At 75.8% G+C, this 18,080-nt stretch carries 11 protein-coding genes; 6 read left to right on the forward strand and 5 right to left on the reverse strand.

Annotated features, from left to right (window positions below):
- The first annotated feature begins 197 nt into the window (after positions 1–197).
- Positions 198–1,364, forward strand: a complete 1,167-nt coding sequence (locus tag AC067J_RS10140; RefSeq protein ID WP_478297486.1) for a CapA family protein — start codon at positions 198–200, stop codon at positions 1,362–1,364.
- A gap of 180 nt (positions 1,365–1,544) precedes the next feature.
- Here the strand turns inward: AC067J_RS10140 and AC067J_RS10145 are convergent, their stop codons facing one another.
- The 3 genes from AC067J_RS10145 to AC067J_RS10155 all read right to left on the reverse strand — a co-directional run bounded on the left by AC067J_RS10145 (position 1,545) and on the right by AC067J_RS10155 (position 4,397).
- On the reverse strand, positions 1,545–2,243 hold the full coding sequence (locus AC067J_RS10145; protein WP_478297488.1) for a siderophore-interacting protein: 699 nt from the start codon (positions 2,241–2,243) through the stop codon (positions 1,545–1,547).
- 92 nt (positions 2,244–2,335) lie between these two features.
- A complete protein-coding gene (locus AC067J_RS10150; RefSeq protein ID WP_478297490.1) occupies positions 2,336–3,010 on the reverse strand; it encodes a TetR/AcrR family transcriptional regulator in 675 nt (224 codons plus the stop codon).
- A gap of 4 nt (positions 3,011–3,014) precedes the next feature.
- A complete protein-coding gene (locus tag AC067J_RS10155) occupies positions 3,015–4,397 on the reverse strand; it encodes an MFS transporter (protein WP_478297492.1) in 1,383 nt (460 codons plus the stop codon).
- A gap of 348 nt (positions 4,398–4,745) precedes the next feature.
- On the opposite strand from AC067J_RS10155, the gene dhbC reads away from it, so the two are divergent.
- Positions 4,746–5,948: an isochorismate synthase DhbC gene (dhbC, locus tag AC067J_RS10160; RefSeq protein ID WP_478298157.1), complete on the forward strand. Its 1,203-nt coding sequence runs from the start codon at positions 4,746–4,748 to the stop codon at positions 5,946–5,948.
- 433 nt (positions 5,949–6,381) lie between these two features.
- Here dhbC and AC067J_RS10165 read toward each other — a convergent pair whose 3' ends face one another.
- Positions 6,382–7,383: a proline racemase family protein gene (locus tag AC067J_RS10165; protein WP_478297494.1), complete on the reverse strand. Its 1,002-nt coding sequence runs from the start codon at positions 7,381–7,383 to the stop codon at positions 6,382–6,384.
- Between the two features lie 262 nt (positions 7,384–7,645).
- Positions 7,646–8,743 (reverse strand): N-acetyltransferase family protein, encoded by a 1,098-nt coding sequence (locus AC067J_RS10170; RefSeq protein WP_478297496.1) that lies wholly within the window; start codon positions 8,741–8,743, stop codon positions 7,646–7,648.
- Positions 8,744–9,028: 285 nt separating this feature from the next.
- Here AC067J_RS10170 and AC067J_RS10175 point away from each other — a divergent pair, with 285 nt between their 5' ends.
- The 4 genes from AC067J_RS10175 to AC067J_RS10190 all read left to right on the forward strand — a co-directional run bounded on the left by AC067J_RS10175 (position 9,029) and on the right by AC067J_RS10190 (position 17,855).
- Positions 9,029–10,258 (forward strand): PQQ-dependent sugar dehydrogenase, encoded by a 1,230-nt coding sequence (locus tag AC067J_RS10175; RefSeq protein ID WP_478297498.1) that lies wholly within the window; start codon positions 9,029–9,031, stop codon positions 10,256–10,258.
- A 345-nt stretch (positions 10,259–10,603) separates the two neighbouring features.
- A complete protein-coding gene (locus tag AC067J_RS10180) occupies positions 10,604–11,458 on the forward strand; it encodes a DUF4132 domain-containing protein (protein WP_478297500.1) in 855 nt (284 codons plus the stop codon).
- On the forward strand, positions 11,455–16,683 hold the full coding sequence (locus AC067J_RS10185) for a hypothetical protein (protein WP_478297502.1): 5,229 nt from the start codon (positions 11,455–11,457) through the stop codon (positions 16,681–16,683). Before AC067J_RS10180 ends, AC067J_RS10185 begins: the two co-directional genes overlap by 4 nt.
- Positions 16,680–17,855: an ATP-binding protein gene (locus tag AC067J_RS10190; protein ID WP_478297504.1), complete on the forward strand. Its 1,176-nt coding sequence runs from the start codon at positions 16,680–16,682 to the stop codon at positions 17,853–17,855. Before AC067J_RS10185 ends, AC067J_RS10190 begins: the two co-directional genes overlap by 4 nt.
- Positions 17,856–18,080: the final 225 nt, after the last annotated feature.

The raw sequence follows: 18,080 nt of genomic DNA on the forward strand, positions 1-18,080 counted from the left end.
CGCGGGGGCGGTGCCGGGGAAGCGCCGGGAGGCGGGTCGCGATGCGGCCGCACCGCCCGGGAGCAGCCGCCGGCCACCCCGCGGCGCGGACGAACGCCGGACGACGGGCGGGTGCGGCTCGTGGAGGCGTGGCGGAGAGGGAGCGGGGGAGTGGCGTAGGCTGACCGCGCTCTTCGACCGACCCACGGGGGGAACTCATGCGCCGTGCCGCGGCCGCCGTCGCACTGCTGCTCGGGCTGATACCCGTCGCCGCCTGCGGGCCGGACGACCCCGACCCGGCCACCGTCAAGGCCGCCAAGGAGGCCAAGGCCGCCAGCGCGGCCGCGGACGCGGCCAAGGCGGCACCCGACGCGTCCGGCACCCCGGACGACTCCTCCTCCACCGACGGTGCGGCGGGCGCCCCCCGCCCCGACGGCAGCATCACCGTGGCGTTCGCGGGCGACGTGCACTTCGAGGGCCGCACCGAGGCCCGGCTGGCTGTGAAGGCGCCCGAGGCGGCGCTCGGCCCGATCGCCAAGACGCTCTCGGCCGCGGACCTCGCCGTGCTCAACCTGGAGACCGCGATCACCGAGCGCGGCGCACCCGAGGCCAAGACCTACACCTTCCGCACCTCGCCCAAGGCGCTCACCGCGCTGAAGGACTCCGGCGTCGACGTGGTGTCCCTCGCCAACAACCACGCCGTGGACTTCGGCGCCGACGGTCTCGCCGACACCCTCGCCGCCAAGGCCTCCTCGCCGGTCCCGATAGTCGGCTTCGGCCGCAACTCGCAGGAGGCGTACGCCCCGTACGTGTCCACCGTGCGCGGGGTGAAGGTCGCGGTGGTCGCGGCCAGCCAGGTCGAGGACCTGACCAACCAGAAGTGGCGCGCCGGCGCCGGCAAGCCCGGCATCGCCTCGGCGCTGGACGCGACCGCGCTGGTCAAGGCGGTCGAGGCGGCGAAGAAGCAGGCGCCGGTGGTGCTCGTCTACCTGCACTGGGGCGACGAGGGCAAGGCCTGCCCGACCGGCGCCCAGACCACCATCGCCAGGAAGCTCGCCGCCGCCGGCGCGACGGCCGTGGTCGGCACCCACGCGCACACCATGCTCGGCTCCGGCATGCTCGGCAACACCTATGTCGGCTACGGCTTCGGCAACTTCCTCTGGTACGGCACGTCCAACTACGCCAACTCCAACGAGACCGGTGTGACGACGCTGACGGTGACCCCGGCGGGGAAGGTGGTCGGCGAGGTGTTCGCGCCGGCGACCATCGACGACAAGGGCGTGCCCGTCCCGCAGTCCGGCGCGGCGGCGACCGCCGCCCTCAAGCGGCGCGACGGCCTGCGCGGCTGCACCGGGCTGTCACCCGCGCCCGCCGCCGCGCACTGATCCGCCGCCCTCGCGGCCGCCACGGCGCACCGTCACCAGGCAGGGCGCCCCGCCGTTTCGGGCCGTCCGGGCTCCTCGTGGGGTCGGCCGGCGGCCTCCCGGGACCGTCCGCCGGCCTGAGCCGGCCTGGCCCGGCCCGGCGAGGGGCCCGGCCGGGGCCGTGCGGCGGCGGGTGCGGTCTCAGCCCTTGTGGTCGGACTCGCCGTGCTTCCAGTAGCCCTTGCTGTGGACGCGTTCGCGCGGCAGGGACCAGTCGGTGAGCAGGTGCCGGCGGATGGTGGCGACGGCGTGCGCCTCACCGGCCAGCCAGGCGGTGGTGCCGGCGGGAACGTCGGTGGCGAGCAGGGTGTCCGCCAGCAGGCTGCCCTTCGGCCGGTCCGGGCGGCGGACGAGCCAGTGGCTCGTGAGGCCGGACCGGGCGGGCAGGGGCAGGGTGGCCCCGGCGTCGCCGATCTCGACGAAGACGGAGACCGGGACGCCCGGCGGGAGTTGCTCGACGATGGTGAGTGCGGCGGGCAGGGCGCTCTCGTCGGCGGCGAGCAGGACGTGTTCGGCGGCCTCGAAGGACGGCAGGCTGCCGCGCGGTCCGGCCAGCTGCGCCCGGTCGCCGGGGCGGGCGACGGCGGCCCAGCGGGCGAGCGGGCCGTTGTCGTGGAGCACGACGTCGATGTCCACCTCACGTTCCGCCGGGCGGTGGTGGCGGATGGTGTAGGCCCGGGAGTGGCCCTCGGGGATCGCCAACTTGACCCACTGGGTGGGGTGTTCGATGGGGAGGTCGCCCAGCGTGGGGCCGGTGAAGGTGAGTCGGACGAGGGCGGAGGTGAGCGGCGTGACGGCGATGACCTGCACGTCGTAGGTCGGACGGGCGCGACGGAACATGGTGACTCCTGAACGGGCCCGGAGTGGACACGGGCCGGAGAAAAGGGAGTTGGGGGGAAGGCGGGAACAGCGGGACAGCCGGGAAGGCGGGGTCAGCGCGGCAGGTGCCGGTCGAGCAGGGCGTCGACGAACGCGGCGTCCAGCGGGCGGCGCAGCACCAGGGCCCGGTGGTAGAGCGGGGCGAGCAGGGCGTCGAGGAGGACGGCGGCCCGGTCGTCGGCGTCGGGGTCGGCGCCGGTCCGGGAGTCGTCCCCGGCGAGGCCGAGGCAGGCGCGGGTGTGCGCGACGTCGCGGGCACGCAGGTCGTCCAGGAAGCCGCTGTGCAGCAACTCGGCCGTTCGGGCGTCGAGTTGGGCGTGGCCGAGTAGGGCCTGCAGGACCCGGCCGGCCGGGTCCTCGCCGAGGAAGGCGGCGAACCGGTGCACGTAGGTGCGCAGGTCCGCGGGGGTCGACGGGGAGTCGGGCCAGGCCAGAGCGGCGGGGGCGTCGAGGACGAGGTTGTCGAAGAGGATGTCGACCTTGGACTTCCACCAGCGGTAGATGGTCTGCTTGGCGACTCCGGCCGCGGCGGCGATGCCCTCGATGGTGAGGCCCTCGAAGCCGTGTTCCACGAGCAGGTCGTCGGCCGCGTTCAGCACGGCCAGGCGCGCGGCCTCACTGCGGCGGCTGCTACTGGTGCTGCTGCCGGTGGCGGGGCGGGACTGGGCGGCGATGGTGCTCGGGTCCTTGTGCGGGGGCGGCTGGCCGGGGGCGTCGGTCGTGGTCATCTTCTCATGCCTCCTCGGCCGACCCGGCCAGTGCGGACGTCGGGCCCGCCGTGTTCGCGGCGTCGGGCGCGCCTACGGCGCCGTAGGCGCCGACCGCCCCGGTCGCGTTGCCCGTCCCGGTCGTGCTGCCCGTCCGGCCGGAGGGGGCCGGGGCGCCGGACGCGGCCGTCTCCCCGCGCGGCCGCCGGACCAGGCCGGCCGCGACGCCCACCGCCAGGACGGCGACCACCGCGCTGAACGTGACCCCGGCCGTCCGCAGCCCGGTGGCCTGGATGAGCACGCCGACCCCGATGACCGGCACCGAGAGCATCGAGAAGAGCACGGCGAAGAAGGTGGAGACCGTCTCACCGCGACGCTCCGGGGCGACGCCGCCGTTGATGGCGCCGAGTCCGGTGCCGATGGCGGTGCCCGCGGCGAGGCCGTTGACGCAGGCACCGAGCAGCAGCGGCGCCAAGGCCTCGGTGAGCAGCGCGCCGGCGATGAGCGCGGCGGCCACGACCAGTCCGGCGCAGGCGAGCGGCAGGGCGCGGGCCGGGGGCAGCACGCGGACGAGCAGCTGTCCGACGGCGATGGCGGCGAAGGCGAGGGCGACGACCAGGCCGGTCAGCGCGTGGTTGCGCAGGTCGAGCACGGTGGCGAGGAAGAGCCCGCTGACCGCGGTCAGTACGCCGGTCACGGCGAACCCGGCGCCGCCGGCGAGTGCGGCGCGCAGGAAGGCGGGGCGGATGCCGGCCGGGATGCGCAGGGGCTGGAGGCGGAGCCGGACTCCGGCGGCGCGTATCTCGGCGGGCACCGTCTCGGGGACGGCGAACAGGCCGAGCAGGGCGGTGGCGGTGAGGACGAGGGTCACCGTCCAGGGGAGCCGGAGGGGCGAGCCGGCCCATTCGGCGAGCACGCCGGAGAACAGGGTGCCGCCGGCCAGGCCGCCCATGTTGGCGGCGAGCGCCAGGGTCTGGGCGCGCAGGCGCCGCTCGGGCGGGGCGAGGTCGAGCAGGGCGGCGGTGGCGGCGCCGGTGATCAGGGCGGCGCCGAAGCCGGAGAGGACCCGGGCGGTGAGCAGCCAGGGCAGCGCGTCGGCTGCTTCGAAGAGTCCGGCGGCTGCTGCGGCGAGCAGCAGGGCGGCGGCCATGACCGGGCGGCGGCCGATCTGGTCGGAGAGCCGGCCGAGGGTGAGCAGCCCGGCGACGACGCCCAGCGCGTAGACGGCGAAGATCACCGTGACCATGAACGGCGAGAAGCCGAAGGCGTGTTGGTAGAGCGGGTAGAGCGGGGTCGGGACGGTGGTTCCGGCCATGGTGACCCAGAAGGCGAGGGCGATGGCGGCCTGCGCGAGCGGCCGGGAGGGCCCGGGCGGCGCGGCGGCGCGGCCTGGCTGGGCGGAGGGCATGGGGAGGCTCCTCTGGGGAAGGGGAGGGCGGTGGCGGGCGGTGTCGTCCCGGGGGTGCGCCCCTCGGGCGGGTGACCCGCTCCGCGTGGGTGACCCGTTCCGGGCCGGCGATCCGCCCCGAGCGGTGGTCTCACGATCATGGACGCAACGTTGCGTCTCGATTCGACCGTACACTGGACGCAACGTTGCGTCCACCTTCGCTCCGCGGTGCCGCGAGTCCCGGATGCCCCCTCGGCGGGATCGTGCGATTGTTTTAGGTTAGGCTTGCCTAATGTTCTTGGTCGGAGGGGACTTTCCTGTGCAGCAGTCCGAGCTCGCGCGCCCGGCGGCCACTCGCAGGCTGGGGGAATCCAGGTGACCACGGTGCATCACGCCCCCGCCGGGACGGACCACGCCGCCATCGGCGCGGCCAGCGGACTGCTGGGCCAGTACCGGGCCGCGTCCGACGAGGCGTTCTTCGCCTCCCCGACCCGAACGCTGCTCGCCGAGGGCGTGCACGCCAGGGTGCCGCAGGACGCCCGCCCGCTGCCCGTCCGGGTCGCCGAGACACTCGCGCAGGCCCGCCGGGACGGCGTCGAACACCCGCTGGTGGTGGGCGCGGTGGCGTTCGACCACGACAGTCGCGCCGAACTCGCCGTCCCCGCCAGGGTCCGCGCCTGCGGCGCACTGGGCGACGACCCGCTGATCGCACTGCCCGCCCCGGCCGCCGACCGGGTCGAGTGGGACGTCCGGCCGGTGCCCGCGCCGGAGGCCTACGGCGCCGGCGTCGCCGAAGCCGTCCGGCGGCTCCGGGAAGGCGAGTTGAGCAAGGTGGTGCTCGCCCGGACGCTGGAGCTGAACGCCGCCGAGCCGCTCGACCTGCCCGCGATCCTCCAGCGCCTCGCCCGCCGCGACCCCGGCGGCTACACCTTCGCCATGCCCGCCGGCTCCGGCCGCACCCTGATCGGCGCCAGCCCCGAACTCCTGCTCTCCCGCCGCGGAGCCGCCGTCCTCGCCAACCCGCTGGCCGGCTCCGTCCCGCGCAGCGCCGACCTCGGCGAGGACGTCCGCCGGGCCGCCGCACTCCTGGAGTCGCCCAAGGACCTGCACGAGCACGCCGTCGTGGTCGACGCCATCCGCGCCGCGCTGGCCCCGTACTGCCGCACCCTGGACGTGCCGGAGCGCCCGACCCTGGTGCGCACCGCCGCGATGTGGCACCTGGCCACCACGATCACCGCCGAACTCGCCGACCCGGCCGTGTCCGCCCTGGAACTGGCCACCGCCCTCCACCCGACCCCCGCCGTCTGCGGCACGCCGACGCCGCTCGCCCGGGAGGCGATCCGCGAGATCGAGCCGTTCGACCGCGGCCTGTACGCGGGGATGGTCGGCTGGGGCGACGCGGACGGTGACGGCGAGTGGGTGGTCACCCTGCGCTGCGCCGAGGCCGACGAGCGCACCCTGCGGGTGTACGCGGGGGCGGGCGTCGTCGCCGAGTCCCGCCCGGAGGCCGAACTCGCCGAGACCAGCGCCAAGTTCCGGACCTTCCTGGACGCGGCCGGGGTGCCCCGATGAGCGGTGCCGCGGGCGCCCCGGCCGGAGCCTCGCCCCGACCCGGCCCCGTCCTCGCGTCTGCGGCGGCCGCTTCCCCCGTGCCTGTGCCCGTGCCCGTGCCGCGCCGGTCGTCGTGGACGGCAACCGCAGGCGGGCCAGGGCGGGTCCAGCCGGACCGGCCCGCAGAGCGGCGCCGGTCCGCCCCGAACTGCGGCGCTTCGCGCGAGGCCGTGCCGGTGCGCCCCACGGCGCGGGGTGCACCGGCGCGGACCCGGTCCGTACGGCCGGGTCGCGCGGGAACGCCGTAGACGCAGCGGGGGCGCCCGTCGGAGTCCGACGGACGCCCCCGCGACGCGTCCACCGGTACGCGCCGCCTGGTGCTGGGCTCACTGCCGCCTTCGGGTCGGCGTCCGAGGGCGCCGGAGGGTGCCGCGGTGCGCCGCAGGGCGTCGGATCAGAGCTCGAAGCCGGCCGGGAAGGGGTCGTCGGGCGACAGGAAGTACTGCGCGGTGCCGGTGATCCAGGCCCGGCCGGTGACCGTCGGCACCACCGCCGGGCGGCCCGCGACCGTCGTCTCCTCGACCAGGCGGCCGGTGAACTTCGAACCGATGAAGGACTCGTTGACGAAGTCGGCGCCGATCGCCAGCTCGCCGCGCGCGTGCAGCTGCGCCATCCGCGCGCTGGTGCCCGTCCCGCACGGCGAGCGGTCGAACCAGCCGGGGTGGATGGACATGGCGTGGCGGGAGTACGAGGCGTCCGAGCCGGGCGCCTCGAAGTAGACGTGCTTCACGCCGCGGATCCGGGAGTCCTCCGGGTGGACCGGCTCGTCGGTCGAGTTGATCGCCTGCATGGTGGCCAGGCCGGCGGCCGTGATCTCGTTCTTCGCCTTCCGGTCGAACGGCAGCCCGTAGTCGTCGAGCCGCACGATCGCGTAGAAGTTGCCGCCGTAGGCGACGTCGTAGCGGACGGTGCCGAACCCCGGCACCTCCAGCTCGGCGTCCAGCCGCTCGGCGAACGCCGGAACGTTGCGCAGGGTGACGTGGCGCGCGACCCCGTCCGTGACCGCCACGTCGACCACGACCAGGCCGGCCGGGGTCTCCAGGCGCACGGTCGTGACCGGTTCGGTCACGGGGACCATGCCGGTCTCCACCAGCACGGTCGCCACGCCGATCGTGCCGTGGCCGCACATCGGGAGGTAGCCGGACACCTCGATGAACAGCACCCCCCAGTCCGCGTCCGGCCGGGTCGGCGGCTGGAGGATCGCTCCGCTCATCGACGCGTGCCCGCGGGGTTCGGTCACCAGCAGGGTCCGGATGTGGTCGAGGTTCTCGCGGAAGTGGATCCGGCGTTCCGCCATCGTCGCGCCGGGGATCACCCCGACGCCGCCGGTGATCACCCGGGTGGGCATACCCTCGGTGTGGGAGTCCACCGCGTGGAAGATTCGATTGGTCCGCATGTCATCCCTCTGGGGTCTGGTCGGGGTCGGGGCTGGGGGTTCCCGGTGTCGATCCGCCGCGCAGGGCCGACTCCTACCGTCTGTGATATGTCACATGCCACACGTTAAGCGGCGCTCGGAGGGGTGTCAACGGCCGCCGCCGGGCGTGGCCGCGGGACCGCCGACATTGACTGACGAAGCGTCAAGTCACTTTGCTGCCGGGTTGCTTCGCACGAGAAGTGGGTGGTGCCCGGCGGCCGTGCGGGCGGGCGGACGTCGCGGGTCAGAGGAGCTTGACCAGTCGCCGGTGACCGGGGCCCCACTCGTACCCGAGGGCCGAATTGACCGCGATCATCGGGGTGTTGGAAGCCTCGACCTCGGTGTGGACGGTTCGCACGCCGAGCGCGGCGAGGCGGTGGGCGGCGTGCAGCTTGAGCGTCCTGGCCAGTCCGCGACCCCGCCACGGGCGCAGCACCCCGGTGTAGTCGACGTGGCAGACGCGCGGATCGGCGGTCTCGCGGACGGCGGTGACGCCGACGATCCGGCCGGTGGCCTCGGCGGTGAACACCCAGTCGGGGCGGCAGCCCTGGCCGGCCAGCGCCTCCGCGTGCCACCGCTCGAAGCCGGGGACCGCGTCGGCGAATCCGGGGTTGTCTCGCAGCGTCTCGCGGTAGAGCCGGTGGAGCTGGCGGGCCGGCTGGGGCGTGCCCGAGGTGGCGAGGGTGCGGAGGTCGATGCCGGGCGGCGGTGATGGCGGTGCGAAGGCGTGCGTGTCCAATCGGGCCGCCGCGGTGCGCACATGGGCGTCGATCCGGTGGCCGCGGGCGACCAGCAGGCGCAGGAGCCCGTCGTGGCCGCTCTCGTCGGCCCTGCCCGTGCCTGCGCGCGTTGCCGTGCCCTTTCCCGTGCCCCTTCCCTTTCCCGTGCCCCTTCCCGTGCCCGCGCTCCCGCCCTTGTCCGCGCTCTGGCCTTCGTCGGGTCCGGCCCCGTCGGCTCGGCCGCCGTCCGGCAGTTCGCCGAGCAGTCGGCGCGCACGTGCGCCACGGGCCCAGGCCTCCAGTCCGTCGAGCAGTGGGAGCAGCAGCTCCGGAGCCCGGCCGGGCGCGCCGACGACCAGCGAGGCCACGTCGCCCGGTGGGGTCCACGGGGCCCGCCAGGCGGTCGCGAAGGCGAGGAGTTCTCCGTCCGGCCCCGGGTCCACCAGCCGGATCCGGCCGTGCCCGGTGAGCAGGCCGTCGGGGTTGGTGGCAAGGCTGCCGACGGGCGGCATCGCCTCGTCCTGCGCCCGGAGCCCCTCCGCCGTGACCGGCTCCGGTCCGGCGGTGGACAGCAGTGCGGCCAGCGCCGGGTAGTCGGTGGCGGGCCAGAACGGGCGGATCATTCTGCTCCCATCAGGTGCGTCACATGTGACACCTTACTGTCTGGCCGCCGTGCCCCGCACGGGAATACCCCTCCTTCCCCGCGCATCGTCCGTGCGTCCGCGTGCCGCCCGTCCCCGTCCTGCGGGGATTTCGGGGCGAGTCGGTGGCGCAGTCCGGCCGTCGTCGACCGGCCGGACGGGCGCGGCGAGTTGCTGACCGGGTCGGCCGGGTATGTGGTCTGCTGGGGATGCGTCCACCGGACGTCCGTGCCGCCTTGCGCCCGCCGCCTCCGGGAGGGGTCACCGATGCTCCGCCGCTCCGCCGCCGCCCTGCTCGCCCTGCTGCTCGGACCTGCCGCCGTCGTGGGGTGCTCCGCCGCGGCCGCCCCCGACCGCGCCGCCGGCCCGACGTCCACCGGCACCCCGGTGCCCTCCTCCGGCGCCACCGCGAGGCCCGCGACCCCTGCGGCGCCCGCCCCCACCGAGGCCGCTCCCTCGGTCACGGCCACGGCCACGGCCACGCCGACGCCCACCCCGGCGGCCACGCCCGCGGTGGCCGTCCGGGCCACCGTCGCCCAGGACCTCGACGCCCCCTGGGGGTTGGCGGTCCTCCCCGACGGCGACCTCCTCGTCGCCGAACGCGACAGCGGCCGGATCGTCCGCGTCGCGGCCGCGGACGGCGCGAAGACCGGGGCCGGTACCGTCCCCGGCGTCGTCGACGGGGGAGAGGGCGGCCTGCTGGGCCTCGCCCTCTCGCCCGGGTTCGCCACCGACCACCGGCTCTACGCCTACCTCTCCATGGCCTCCGACAACCGCGTCGTCCGGCTCGACTACGACCCGGCCCGCCCGGCGGGCGAGCAACTCGGCGAACCGGCGGTCCTGTTGGAGGGGATCCCGCACGGCTCGCGGCACAACGGCGGCCGCATCGCCTTCGGCCCCGACGGGTTCCTCTACGCCGGGACCGGCGACGCGGGCAACACGGCCCTCGCCCAGGACCGGGACTCCCTCGGCGGCAAGATCCTCCGCCTCACCCCGGACGGCGCGCCCGCGCCCGGGAACCCGTTCCCCGGCTCGCCGGTGTGGTCGTCGGGCCACCGCAACGTGCAGGGCCTCACCTGGGATCCCCAAGGCCGGCTCTGGGCCTCCGAGTTCGGCCAGGACACCTGGGACGAGCTGAACCTGATCCGCCCCGGCGGCAACTACGGCTGGCCGACCGTGGAGGGTGTCGGCGGCCGCCCGGAGTTCGTCGACCCGGTCGCCCGGTGGCGCACCTCCGAGGCCTCCCCGAGCGGCATCGCCTACGCCGACGGCGCCGTCTGGCTGGCCGCACTGCGCGGCGAACGGCTCTGGCGGGTTCCGCTCGACGGCGACCGACTCGCCGCCGAGCCACAGGCGTTCCTCACGGACGCCCACGGCCGACTGCGCACCGTGGTGGCCGACCGGGACGGCACCCTGCTGCTCGTCACCAACAACACCGACGGGCGCGGCGACCCGGTGCCCGGCGACGACCGCGTCCTCCGGCTGACCGTGTCGTAGCGCGCCGCCCCCGGCCCGCCCCTCGCCCCCCTCGCACCCCTCGCCCCCCTGGCCCGCCCGGCCCGTCCGGCGCGTCCGGCGCGTCCGGTGTGCCGGGTTGCCCCGCTCCTCCGGGCCGGTGGTGCCCGCCGGTCCCGCCGGTCGGGCTCGTCCGGCCCGTCCGGATCGCCCTGGCCGACCCTCCGTCGGATCGTTACCGAACGGTCGCTCCGTATTGGGTTAGTTCATCCGTTCGAGGGGTTTGGAATCGGGATCCGCTCGGGGCCCGCCCCCGCCGGTCGCGTTGTCAGTGTGTCCCGTTACGTTCCTCCCATCACTGACCGACCAGCTGGGAGGAGAGCGGCCGTGGCGTGGGTTGATACGGGTGCGGGGGGCTATCAAGTCTCCCTCGACGACGAGGGGAAGGTGCTCTGCCGCAACGCGGCCGGGCGCCCGCTGAAGAGCGTCCCGCCGAAGCTGAACGACGATCCGGTCGTCGTCGGCCTCAGGCAGCTCACCGAGTGGCTCGACGCGCACCGGCGGGGCTGCCTGGAGACCGCGGAGCGGTGGATGGTCCGCTCCCTGCCGGTGCCCGCCGCCGTCGTCACCGCCGTCTGGGCCGACGAGGCCTGGCAGGAGGTCCTGCGCGACCTGGTCGTCACCGGCCCGGACGGCGAGGTCGCCGGATTCCTGCGCGGCGCCGACGCCGAGCGCGGGATCGGCGTGGTCGACCTCGACGGGGACACCGTCCGCCTCACCGGCGGCGAGCTGCGGATACCCCACCCGGTCCTGCTGGCCGACCTCGACGAGCTGCGCGAGTTCGCCGTCGAACTCGGCGTCTCCCAGCAGGTCCAGCAGCTGTACCGGGAGGTCTGGCACCGGCCGGCCGACACCACCGGCACCTCGGTCGACACCTACGCCGGCGGCCGCTACGCGGCACTGCGCGACCTGCTCGGCCGGTGCGCCCGGCTCGGCTACCGGGTCCGCGCGGGGAACGCCGTGCTGCCGGTCGTCGAGGACGGCCGCGCGCTGGAGGCCCGGGTCTGGGTCGGCGACTACTACGAGTACGACGAGTGCGAGACGGGCTCGCTGAGCTGGGCGGGTCCGGACGGCGCGGTCCTGCCGCTCGCCGAGGTCGGACCGGTCGCCTGGTCCGAGGGGATGCGGATGGCCGCCGCACTGCACGCCGGCCGCACGATCGAAGGGGAGGAAGCCGCATGAGCACCACCGGAGTCGAGCGCGGGGCCGCACGCGGGCCCGAGCTCAGCGAGCGCCTGCTGGACGCCGGGGCGGTCCTTCCGTCCGGCACCCTGCCCGACGCCGGCGCGCCCGACAGCGCCGCCGACGTCCTCACCGCCCGCAGCTACAGCCACCCGGTGCTCGGCGAGCGCCGGATCGTCCGCCTGGTGCCGGGTGCCCTCGGCCCCGCGGAGGACCTCGCGGTCGACTTCCTCGGCCTCGTGCCCGACGCCGAGCCGGCCGAGGTCGGCCAGGTCCGCCAGGAGGCCCTCGGCTTCCCCGCCTGGGCGCTCGTCCACGACCCGGCCAACGGGCACCACGCGCTGGCCCTGGTCAAGGAGATGGAGCGGCTCGGCCGGCAGGCCAAGTCCAAGCCCGGCCACGCCAAGGACGGCTTCGAGGAGCTCGCCAAGCGCCTCGGCCGCGCCGTGCCGCACTTCCTGCCCACCTACTGCGAGCAGGTCGGCCGGATCTTCCTCGAACAGGGCAACCAGACCTACGCGAGCACCTTCTTCGGCAAGGCCCGCGAGGCCGAGCGCACCCACAACCTCGCCGTCGACGAGGAGCGGCTGCGCGCCGTCTTCCTGGAGTTCGCCCTCGCCGGCGCACTCACCGTCAAGGCGCTCCGCCAGTACGTCAAGGAGCTGAGCGCCCGCCTCGACCCGGCCACCGCCTGGCAGCGGTTCCGCCAGCTCTGCACCGAGCGCTCGGCGGCCGGGATGGCCCCCTACGCCGGGGTCGCCGAGGACGCCCGCGCCCTGCTCCGGGCCGCCGGGCTCGACCGCGACGAGCACGAGCGGGCACTGCTCGCCGAACTGCTCGCCTCACCCGCCGTCAACCGGGCGCCCACCGCCTTCTGGAAGAGCTGGCACACCGCCGTCATCGAGCTCGGCCGCAGCGACGCCGCCGTCCGCGCCCGCCTGCTGGAGATCCTGCCCGACCCGGCCGGCGTCGAGGACCGCGACGCCCAGGACACCGCCTGGCTCGCCGTCCTCGCCGAGAGCGGCGCCGAGCGGCTGCTCACCGGGCTCCCCCCGGCCGTCGGGGCCACCGGGACCGCCGGGGCCGCCGAGCCGCTCCCGGAGGGCGCCGCACCCGCCGAACCCGCCGCCGCCTGGCTCCAGCGCTGGGTGAACCACCTCGGCCGGGGCTGGCGCGACAGCGGCCTCAGCACCGGGACGGTCGCCCTGGTCGCACGGATGACCGAGCGCCTGCGCGTCGAGGCCGTCCCGGTCGACCTCTTCACCGGTGTGCGCCGCAGCCCCACCCAGATCGAGCTCCTCGACCTGCTGCTCGCCGAGGGCGTCCCGGTCGCCGACCCGTCCGACGGGCACAGCTTCCAGCTCCCCGGCTGGGTCCAGGTCTCCGGCACCGACGGGCGCGACCTCGCCGCCGTCGCCGCCGACCCCCGGTTCCGGCCCTTCCTGCGCGCCGCCGTCCCCGACACCTGGAAGGCCGCCACCACCAAGGGCGTTGCCGCGGTGCCGGTGCTGCGCGAGCTGTTCATCGAGTGGTCCGACGCGCGCGCCGACGAACTCGCCGCCGCCCGCGGCCTGACGACCGCCGACGACCTCCTCCGCAGCCTGAGTTCGAGCCGCAACGCCATCCGCGCCGAGAACCCGGCCGCCGCCGAGCGGATCGCCGCCATCGACGTCACCGGCCTGCTCGCCCGCACCCTGCGCACCGGCATCCTCGACGAACTCGGCTGGCCCGCCCTGGAGGAGGCGCTCAAGCGCCTCGGCGTCAAGACGAACGAGGCCCCGGGCTTCGGCGACGGCAAGAAGCTCCTCGACGGCCTCATCCTGGAGGACGCCTGGCCGCACCTCATCCTGGTCCGCGGCGACCAGGCCCTGGTGGTCGGCGCGGAGGGCATCCTGCTCGAACACACCCTGCGCATCCCCGACAAGCAGGAGTCCTGGCAGCGGCCCCGGTTCCGCTTCGTCGACGGCGAACTGCTGGTCGCCTGGTTCCACGAGCGCACGCAGCGGGCCTACTGGTCCGCCCGCCCCGCCGAGGTCTTCGACCTCGGCGGCGAGACCATCGCCTACTACTACGGCGGGTCCACCGAACCCGACGAGCCGTCCATCCCGCTGCCCGGCGGAGGCCGGAGCACCGGAGAGCGCCCGCTGCACGCCGGCGACACCCGGATGCCCGCCGAGCACACCGTCCTCGGCGACGGCACCGGCTACTGGACGGTCCGCCACGGCCGCGGCCAGGTCGCGGTCACCGAACTCGACCCGGCCACCGGCACCCTCGGCCGAACCGCGGAACCGCCCCGGATCGCCGCCACGGCCGCCGCCGGCCGGCTCGACCTCAAGCGCACCCGGCTGCTGCCCCTCCAGCCCGGGCTGGAGGGCACCCCGCTCGGCACCGACGGCTCCGCCCTCGGCACCTGGCTCCGGGTCGACGGCGGCCGCGTGACCGCCGGCACCGCCGACGGCACCACCCTCGTCCTCGACAACGCGAGCGGCCGCGGCCGGCTCTACCCGGTCGGCCGGGTCGGCCTGCCCGGCGGCGCCCACCCGCTGCTCGTCGAACTGCCCAACGACCACCTCGCCTTCCTCCTGCCGACCGACGGCGCCCCGGCGGCCGGCACCGGCACCCCCGTCACCGGTACGGCCGCAGCGGGCACCGCCGCCGCCACCGGACCGGCCGTCATCGAGGGCGACGCCACCGCCGCGACCGCCGACTTCCGGCCCTGCCGGCCCGGCGGGCGAGGCGCCGCCGGTACCGCGCTGGTGCCCCCGATCGACCACTGGCACGCCCTGCGGCCCCGCGACGAGGCGGGCTCCCGGCAGCTGCGCACCGTCACCGCCGAGCAGGCCGCCCGGCTGATCGACGCCGCCTGGCCGGTCGACGCCGAGCCCGTCCCCGAGGACCGCCAGCTCTGGCTCACCACCCAGGGCGTGCGCCGCCGGCTCGTCAGCGGCAAGGCCAAGAAGGCGCTCCCGATCAAGGCCGTCGCCGAGATCCTGCCCGGCATCGGAGACCGGCTGCTGCTCGCCGGCGTCACCGGGCTCGCCCGGACCGCCGCCGACCTGCTCGACCGGATCGCCCGCTACGTCCCGCAGCCCGAGGCCCGGTCCAGCTCCGGCGAGAGCAACGGCACCGCCGCCCTCGCCTACCGGCCCGAGCACGGGACCGACCACGACCTCAGCGAGGCCGTCACCCTCCTGCTGCCCGAGGTCGGCGGCTTCGGCCGCAACTGGGACCGGTCCGCCAACTGGCGCGTCCTCAACAACCTCCGCGCCGTCACCGCCGTCCTCGCCGAACCGCCCGCGGCCGGCGAGGGCTGGACCAGCCCGCTCCGGATCCGACTGCACGGCGACGACAACCACCACGGCTGGCTGCACCTGCTGGGCCGGCTCGGCACGGCCGCCTACGCCGCGGCCGCCCCGCTCACCTCCGACGCCGCACGCGCCTCGCTCGCGCTGCTCCTCACCGAGCTCACCACCGGCCCGCTGGCCGACCGCGGCGCCACGATCCGGGAGATCACCCTCACCGAACCGCTCACCGACCCCAAGGCCTCAGAGGGCAAGCACGAGAAGCGGGCCGGCCAGGTGTGGCGGCACGGCGGACGCACCGTCGTCATCCTCGGCTGCAGCCACCACCAGGACGACCGGGCGCACTGGCTCGCCGTCGACCACGACCCGAGCGGCGCCTTCGGACCGGTCGCCCACTTCGGCACCGGCCGCGAGCGCACCACCGAGGACACCCTCACCGCCGACTGGGTCGCCCGCTTCACCGCACTGCTCGCCGAGCACGGCGGCATCACCCACCGGCTCGACCGCGCCGCCGACTTCGGCGAACGCACCGGCATCGGCGCCACCCGCGCCACCGTCCTGCTCAGCCCCACCGCCGCCCTCGTCCAGTGGTACGGCGCCCCGCTGCCCGCCGACCGGCTCAAGGAGTACGGCCTCAAGTCCACCGAGGCCAAGGCCGCCCGCGACTGGCTCCGCAACCGGGACCGGACCGCCCTCGCCGACACCTGGGCCGCCCTGCTGCCCGCCGACCCGGCGGACCTCTGGACCGACGGCCCCGACACCGCGGCAGCCGCCGCGATCTGGACGGAGCGGCTCGGCAAGCTCGTCACCCTGCCCGCGGAGGCCCAGGCCACCGTCAGCGGCGTCGGCATCGAGAACATCGAGGAGGTCCTCAACGCCTCCCGCACCCCCTGGCTCAGCCGCACCACCCGCCACCGGCTCCGTCCCGAGGACGACGGCGGCGAGCTGCGCCTCCACCCCGACGACGCCACCGCCCTTCCCGCCCACGGCAGCATCACCGGCGCCGTCGACGCCATCCGCTGGCTCTCCTACCAACTGCCCTACGAGAGCCCGCTGCGCCCGCTGCTGCCGACGGCCGCCGCCGCGCTGCGCACCCGCCTGGCCGACCCCGAGCTGCTGCTGCCCTACGGGTACGTGCACACGGTCAAGGGCCGGCCGGTGGCCGAGGTGCTGCGCGCCCGGTTCGGCCTGCCCGCCGAGGGCGGGGCCGACACCGACGGACTGGTCCGCTGCGGTGAGGCCGTCGTCCTGTCGCCCGGTCGCGACGGGGAGCAGATCTGGCTGCGCCCGGCCGGCCTCACCGGCGCCGACGACCCGGTGCTGGAACTGCTCGGCGGCCTCGCCGAGGGCTACTGGTTCGCGAGCCAGCGGCCCGCCATCGAGGCGATCCTCAGCGGCGAGGCCGACCGCCTGGCCGCCCTGCCCGCGCCCGGGCCGGACCAGGACGCGTCCGCCGACGCCGGCCCGTCCTGGCCGCACCACCCGCAGGTCAGCGTGCCCGACGTCGTCGCCGAGGCGGCCAAGACCCACGAGATCGGTGAGGACGCCGCCGCGCTCTACCTCCAACTGCTCGCCCTCCCCGACCCGACCGACCGCAACGTCGCCCGGTGGACCGGCTGGAAGCCCGCCCGCCTGAAGCGGGCCCGGGCCGAACTCGCCGCCACCGGACTCGTCCTGGAAGCCAAGCGGGCCCGGGCCGGTCGCACCCTCTTCCTCCCCGGCGGCTGGCAGGAGGCCAAGGCCCCCGGCCTGCCCGTCGAGACCTGGAAGTCCGGCCTCTACGGCCTGCCCACCCACCAGGCGGTGCTGCCCCGCCTGGTCGTACCGGAGCTGTTCGTCCGGGCCTGGCAGCGCGTCACCGACGGGGACGTCCCCGGCTACGAAGAGCTCCAGACCGGCAAGCGCAGGAAGGCCCGCCGATGACCAGCGCCACCAGCAACGCACCCACCACCGAGGAGGCCGCCGCCGCGGGGCCCGCCGCCCGGCAGATCGTCCCGCCCGAGGAGCGGTACGCCGCCGAACTGGAGTTCCTCGCCGCGTACGACTCCGGCCCCCGCCCGCCCGGCTGGCTGCTCACCCCGCGCGCCGTCGTCACCTTCGTGATGGGCAGCGACGGCGAGAAGCTCAAGGCCGGCCGGAAGAGCCTCGCCGTCGAGCAGAAGTTCGTCGGCGAGCGGGCCCTCGTCGAACGCTGCGTCGTCACCCTCGCCGGCGAGCGCGGCCTGCTGCTCGTCGGCGAGCCCGGCACCGCCAAGTCGATGCTCTCCGAACTCCTCGCCGCCGCCGTCTGCGGCACCAGCGCACTCACCGTCCAGGGCACCGCCGGCACCACCGAGGACCAGCTCAAGTACGGCTGGAACTACGCCCTGCTGCTGGCCAAGGGCCCCAGCCGGGAGGCACTGGTGCCCTCCCCGGTGCTCACCGCGATGACCACCGGCGCGGTCGCCCGGGTCGAGGAGGTCACCCGCTGCCTCCCGGAGGTCCAGGACGCCCTGGTCTCGCTGCTCTCCGAACGGCGGATCGCCGTCCCGGAACTGGCCGGAAGTCCGGACAGCCAGCTGCACGCGGCACCCGGCTTCACCCTGATCGCCACCGCCAACCTGCGGGACAAGGGCGTCAGCGAGATGTCCGCCGCCCTCAAGCGGCGGTTCAACTTCGAGACGGTCGGCCCGATCGGCAGCCTGGCCGCCGAGGTCGAGCTGGTCCGCCGCCAGTCCACCGCCGCCGTCGCCCGCGCCGGAGCCCCCTACGCGGTGGACGACGCGGTGCTGGAGGCCCTGGTCACCGCGTTCCGGGACCTCCGTACCGGCCGCTCCACCGAAGGCTGGGACGTCGAACGCCCCTCCACGGTGATGAGCACCGCCGAGGCGGTCTCGGTGGCCACCGCCCTCGGCGTCTCCGCCGCCTACCTCCCCGACGGCGGCGACCTGCTCGGCCGCCTGCCCGGCCAGCTCATCGGCGTCGTCCGCAAGGACGACCCGACCGACGCCGCCCGTCTGCTCGGCTACTGGGACGGGCCGGTCCGGCGCCGCGCCGAGCAGGGCGCCGGCACCTGGCGGACCCTCTGGGACCTCCGAACGGCCCTGGAGACGTGAGGTGACCACGCACACCGCCACCGGGCCCGGCGGACTCCGCCCGGCCACCGCCGGCACCGGACGGGCCACCGGCGGCCCGTCCGCCGGGCCCGGTGAGCGGTGTGCCCGACCGGCGCCGCCGCGCCGTGCCGGAGCCACCCGGTGACGGGCGGCACCGCGGCGGCACCACGGCGGCGCCCCGTGCCCCGGGCCGGCCGGCGCGCCCACCCGGCGTCCCGGCCCCTT

Source organism: Kitasatospora sp. NPDC042419 (genome assembly GCF_056437345.1).

Coding starts and splice junctions, on each gene's coding strand:
- AC067J_RS10140 (WP_478297486.1), top strand. CDS start 198: ATGCGCCGTGCCGCGGCCGCCGTCGCACTGCTGCTCGGGCTGATACCC.
- AC067J_RS10145 (WP_478297488.1), bottom strand. CDS start 2,243: ATGTTCCGTCGCGCCCGTCCGACCTACGACGTGCAGGTCATCGCCGTC.
- AC067J_RS10150 (WP_478297490.1), bottom strand. CDS start 3,010: ATGACCACGACCGACGCCCCCGGCCAGCCGCCCCCGCACAAGGACCCG.
- AC067J_RS10155 (WP_478297492.1), bottom strand. CDS start 4,397: ATGCCCTCCGCCCAGCCAGGCCGCGCCGCCGCGCCGCCCGGGCCCTCC.
- AC067J_RS10165 (WP_478297494.1), bottom strand. CDS start 7,383: ATGCGGACCAATCGAATCTTCCACGCGGTGGACTCCCACACCGAGGGT.
- AC067J_RS10170 (WP_478297496.1), bottom strand. CDS start 8,743: ATGATCCGCCCGTTCTGGCCCGCCACCGACTACCCGGCGCTGGCCGCA.
- AC067J_RS10175 (WP_478297498.1), top strand. CDS start 9,029: ATGCTCCGCCGCTCCGCCGCCGCCCTGCTCGCCCTGCTGCTCGGACCT.
- AC067J_RS10185 (WP_478297502.1), top strand. CDS start 11,455: ATGAGCACCACCGGAGTCGAGCGCGGGGCCGCACGCGGGCCCGAGCTC.
- AC067J_RS10190 (WP_478297504.1), top strand. CDS start 16,680: ATGACCAGCGCCACCAGCAACGCACCCACCACCGAGGAGGCCGCCGCC.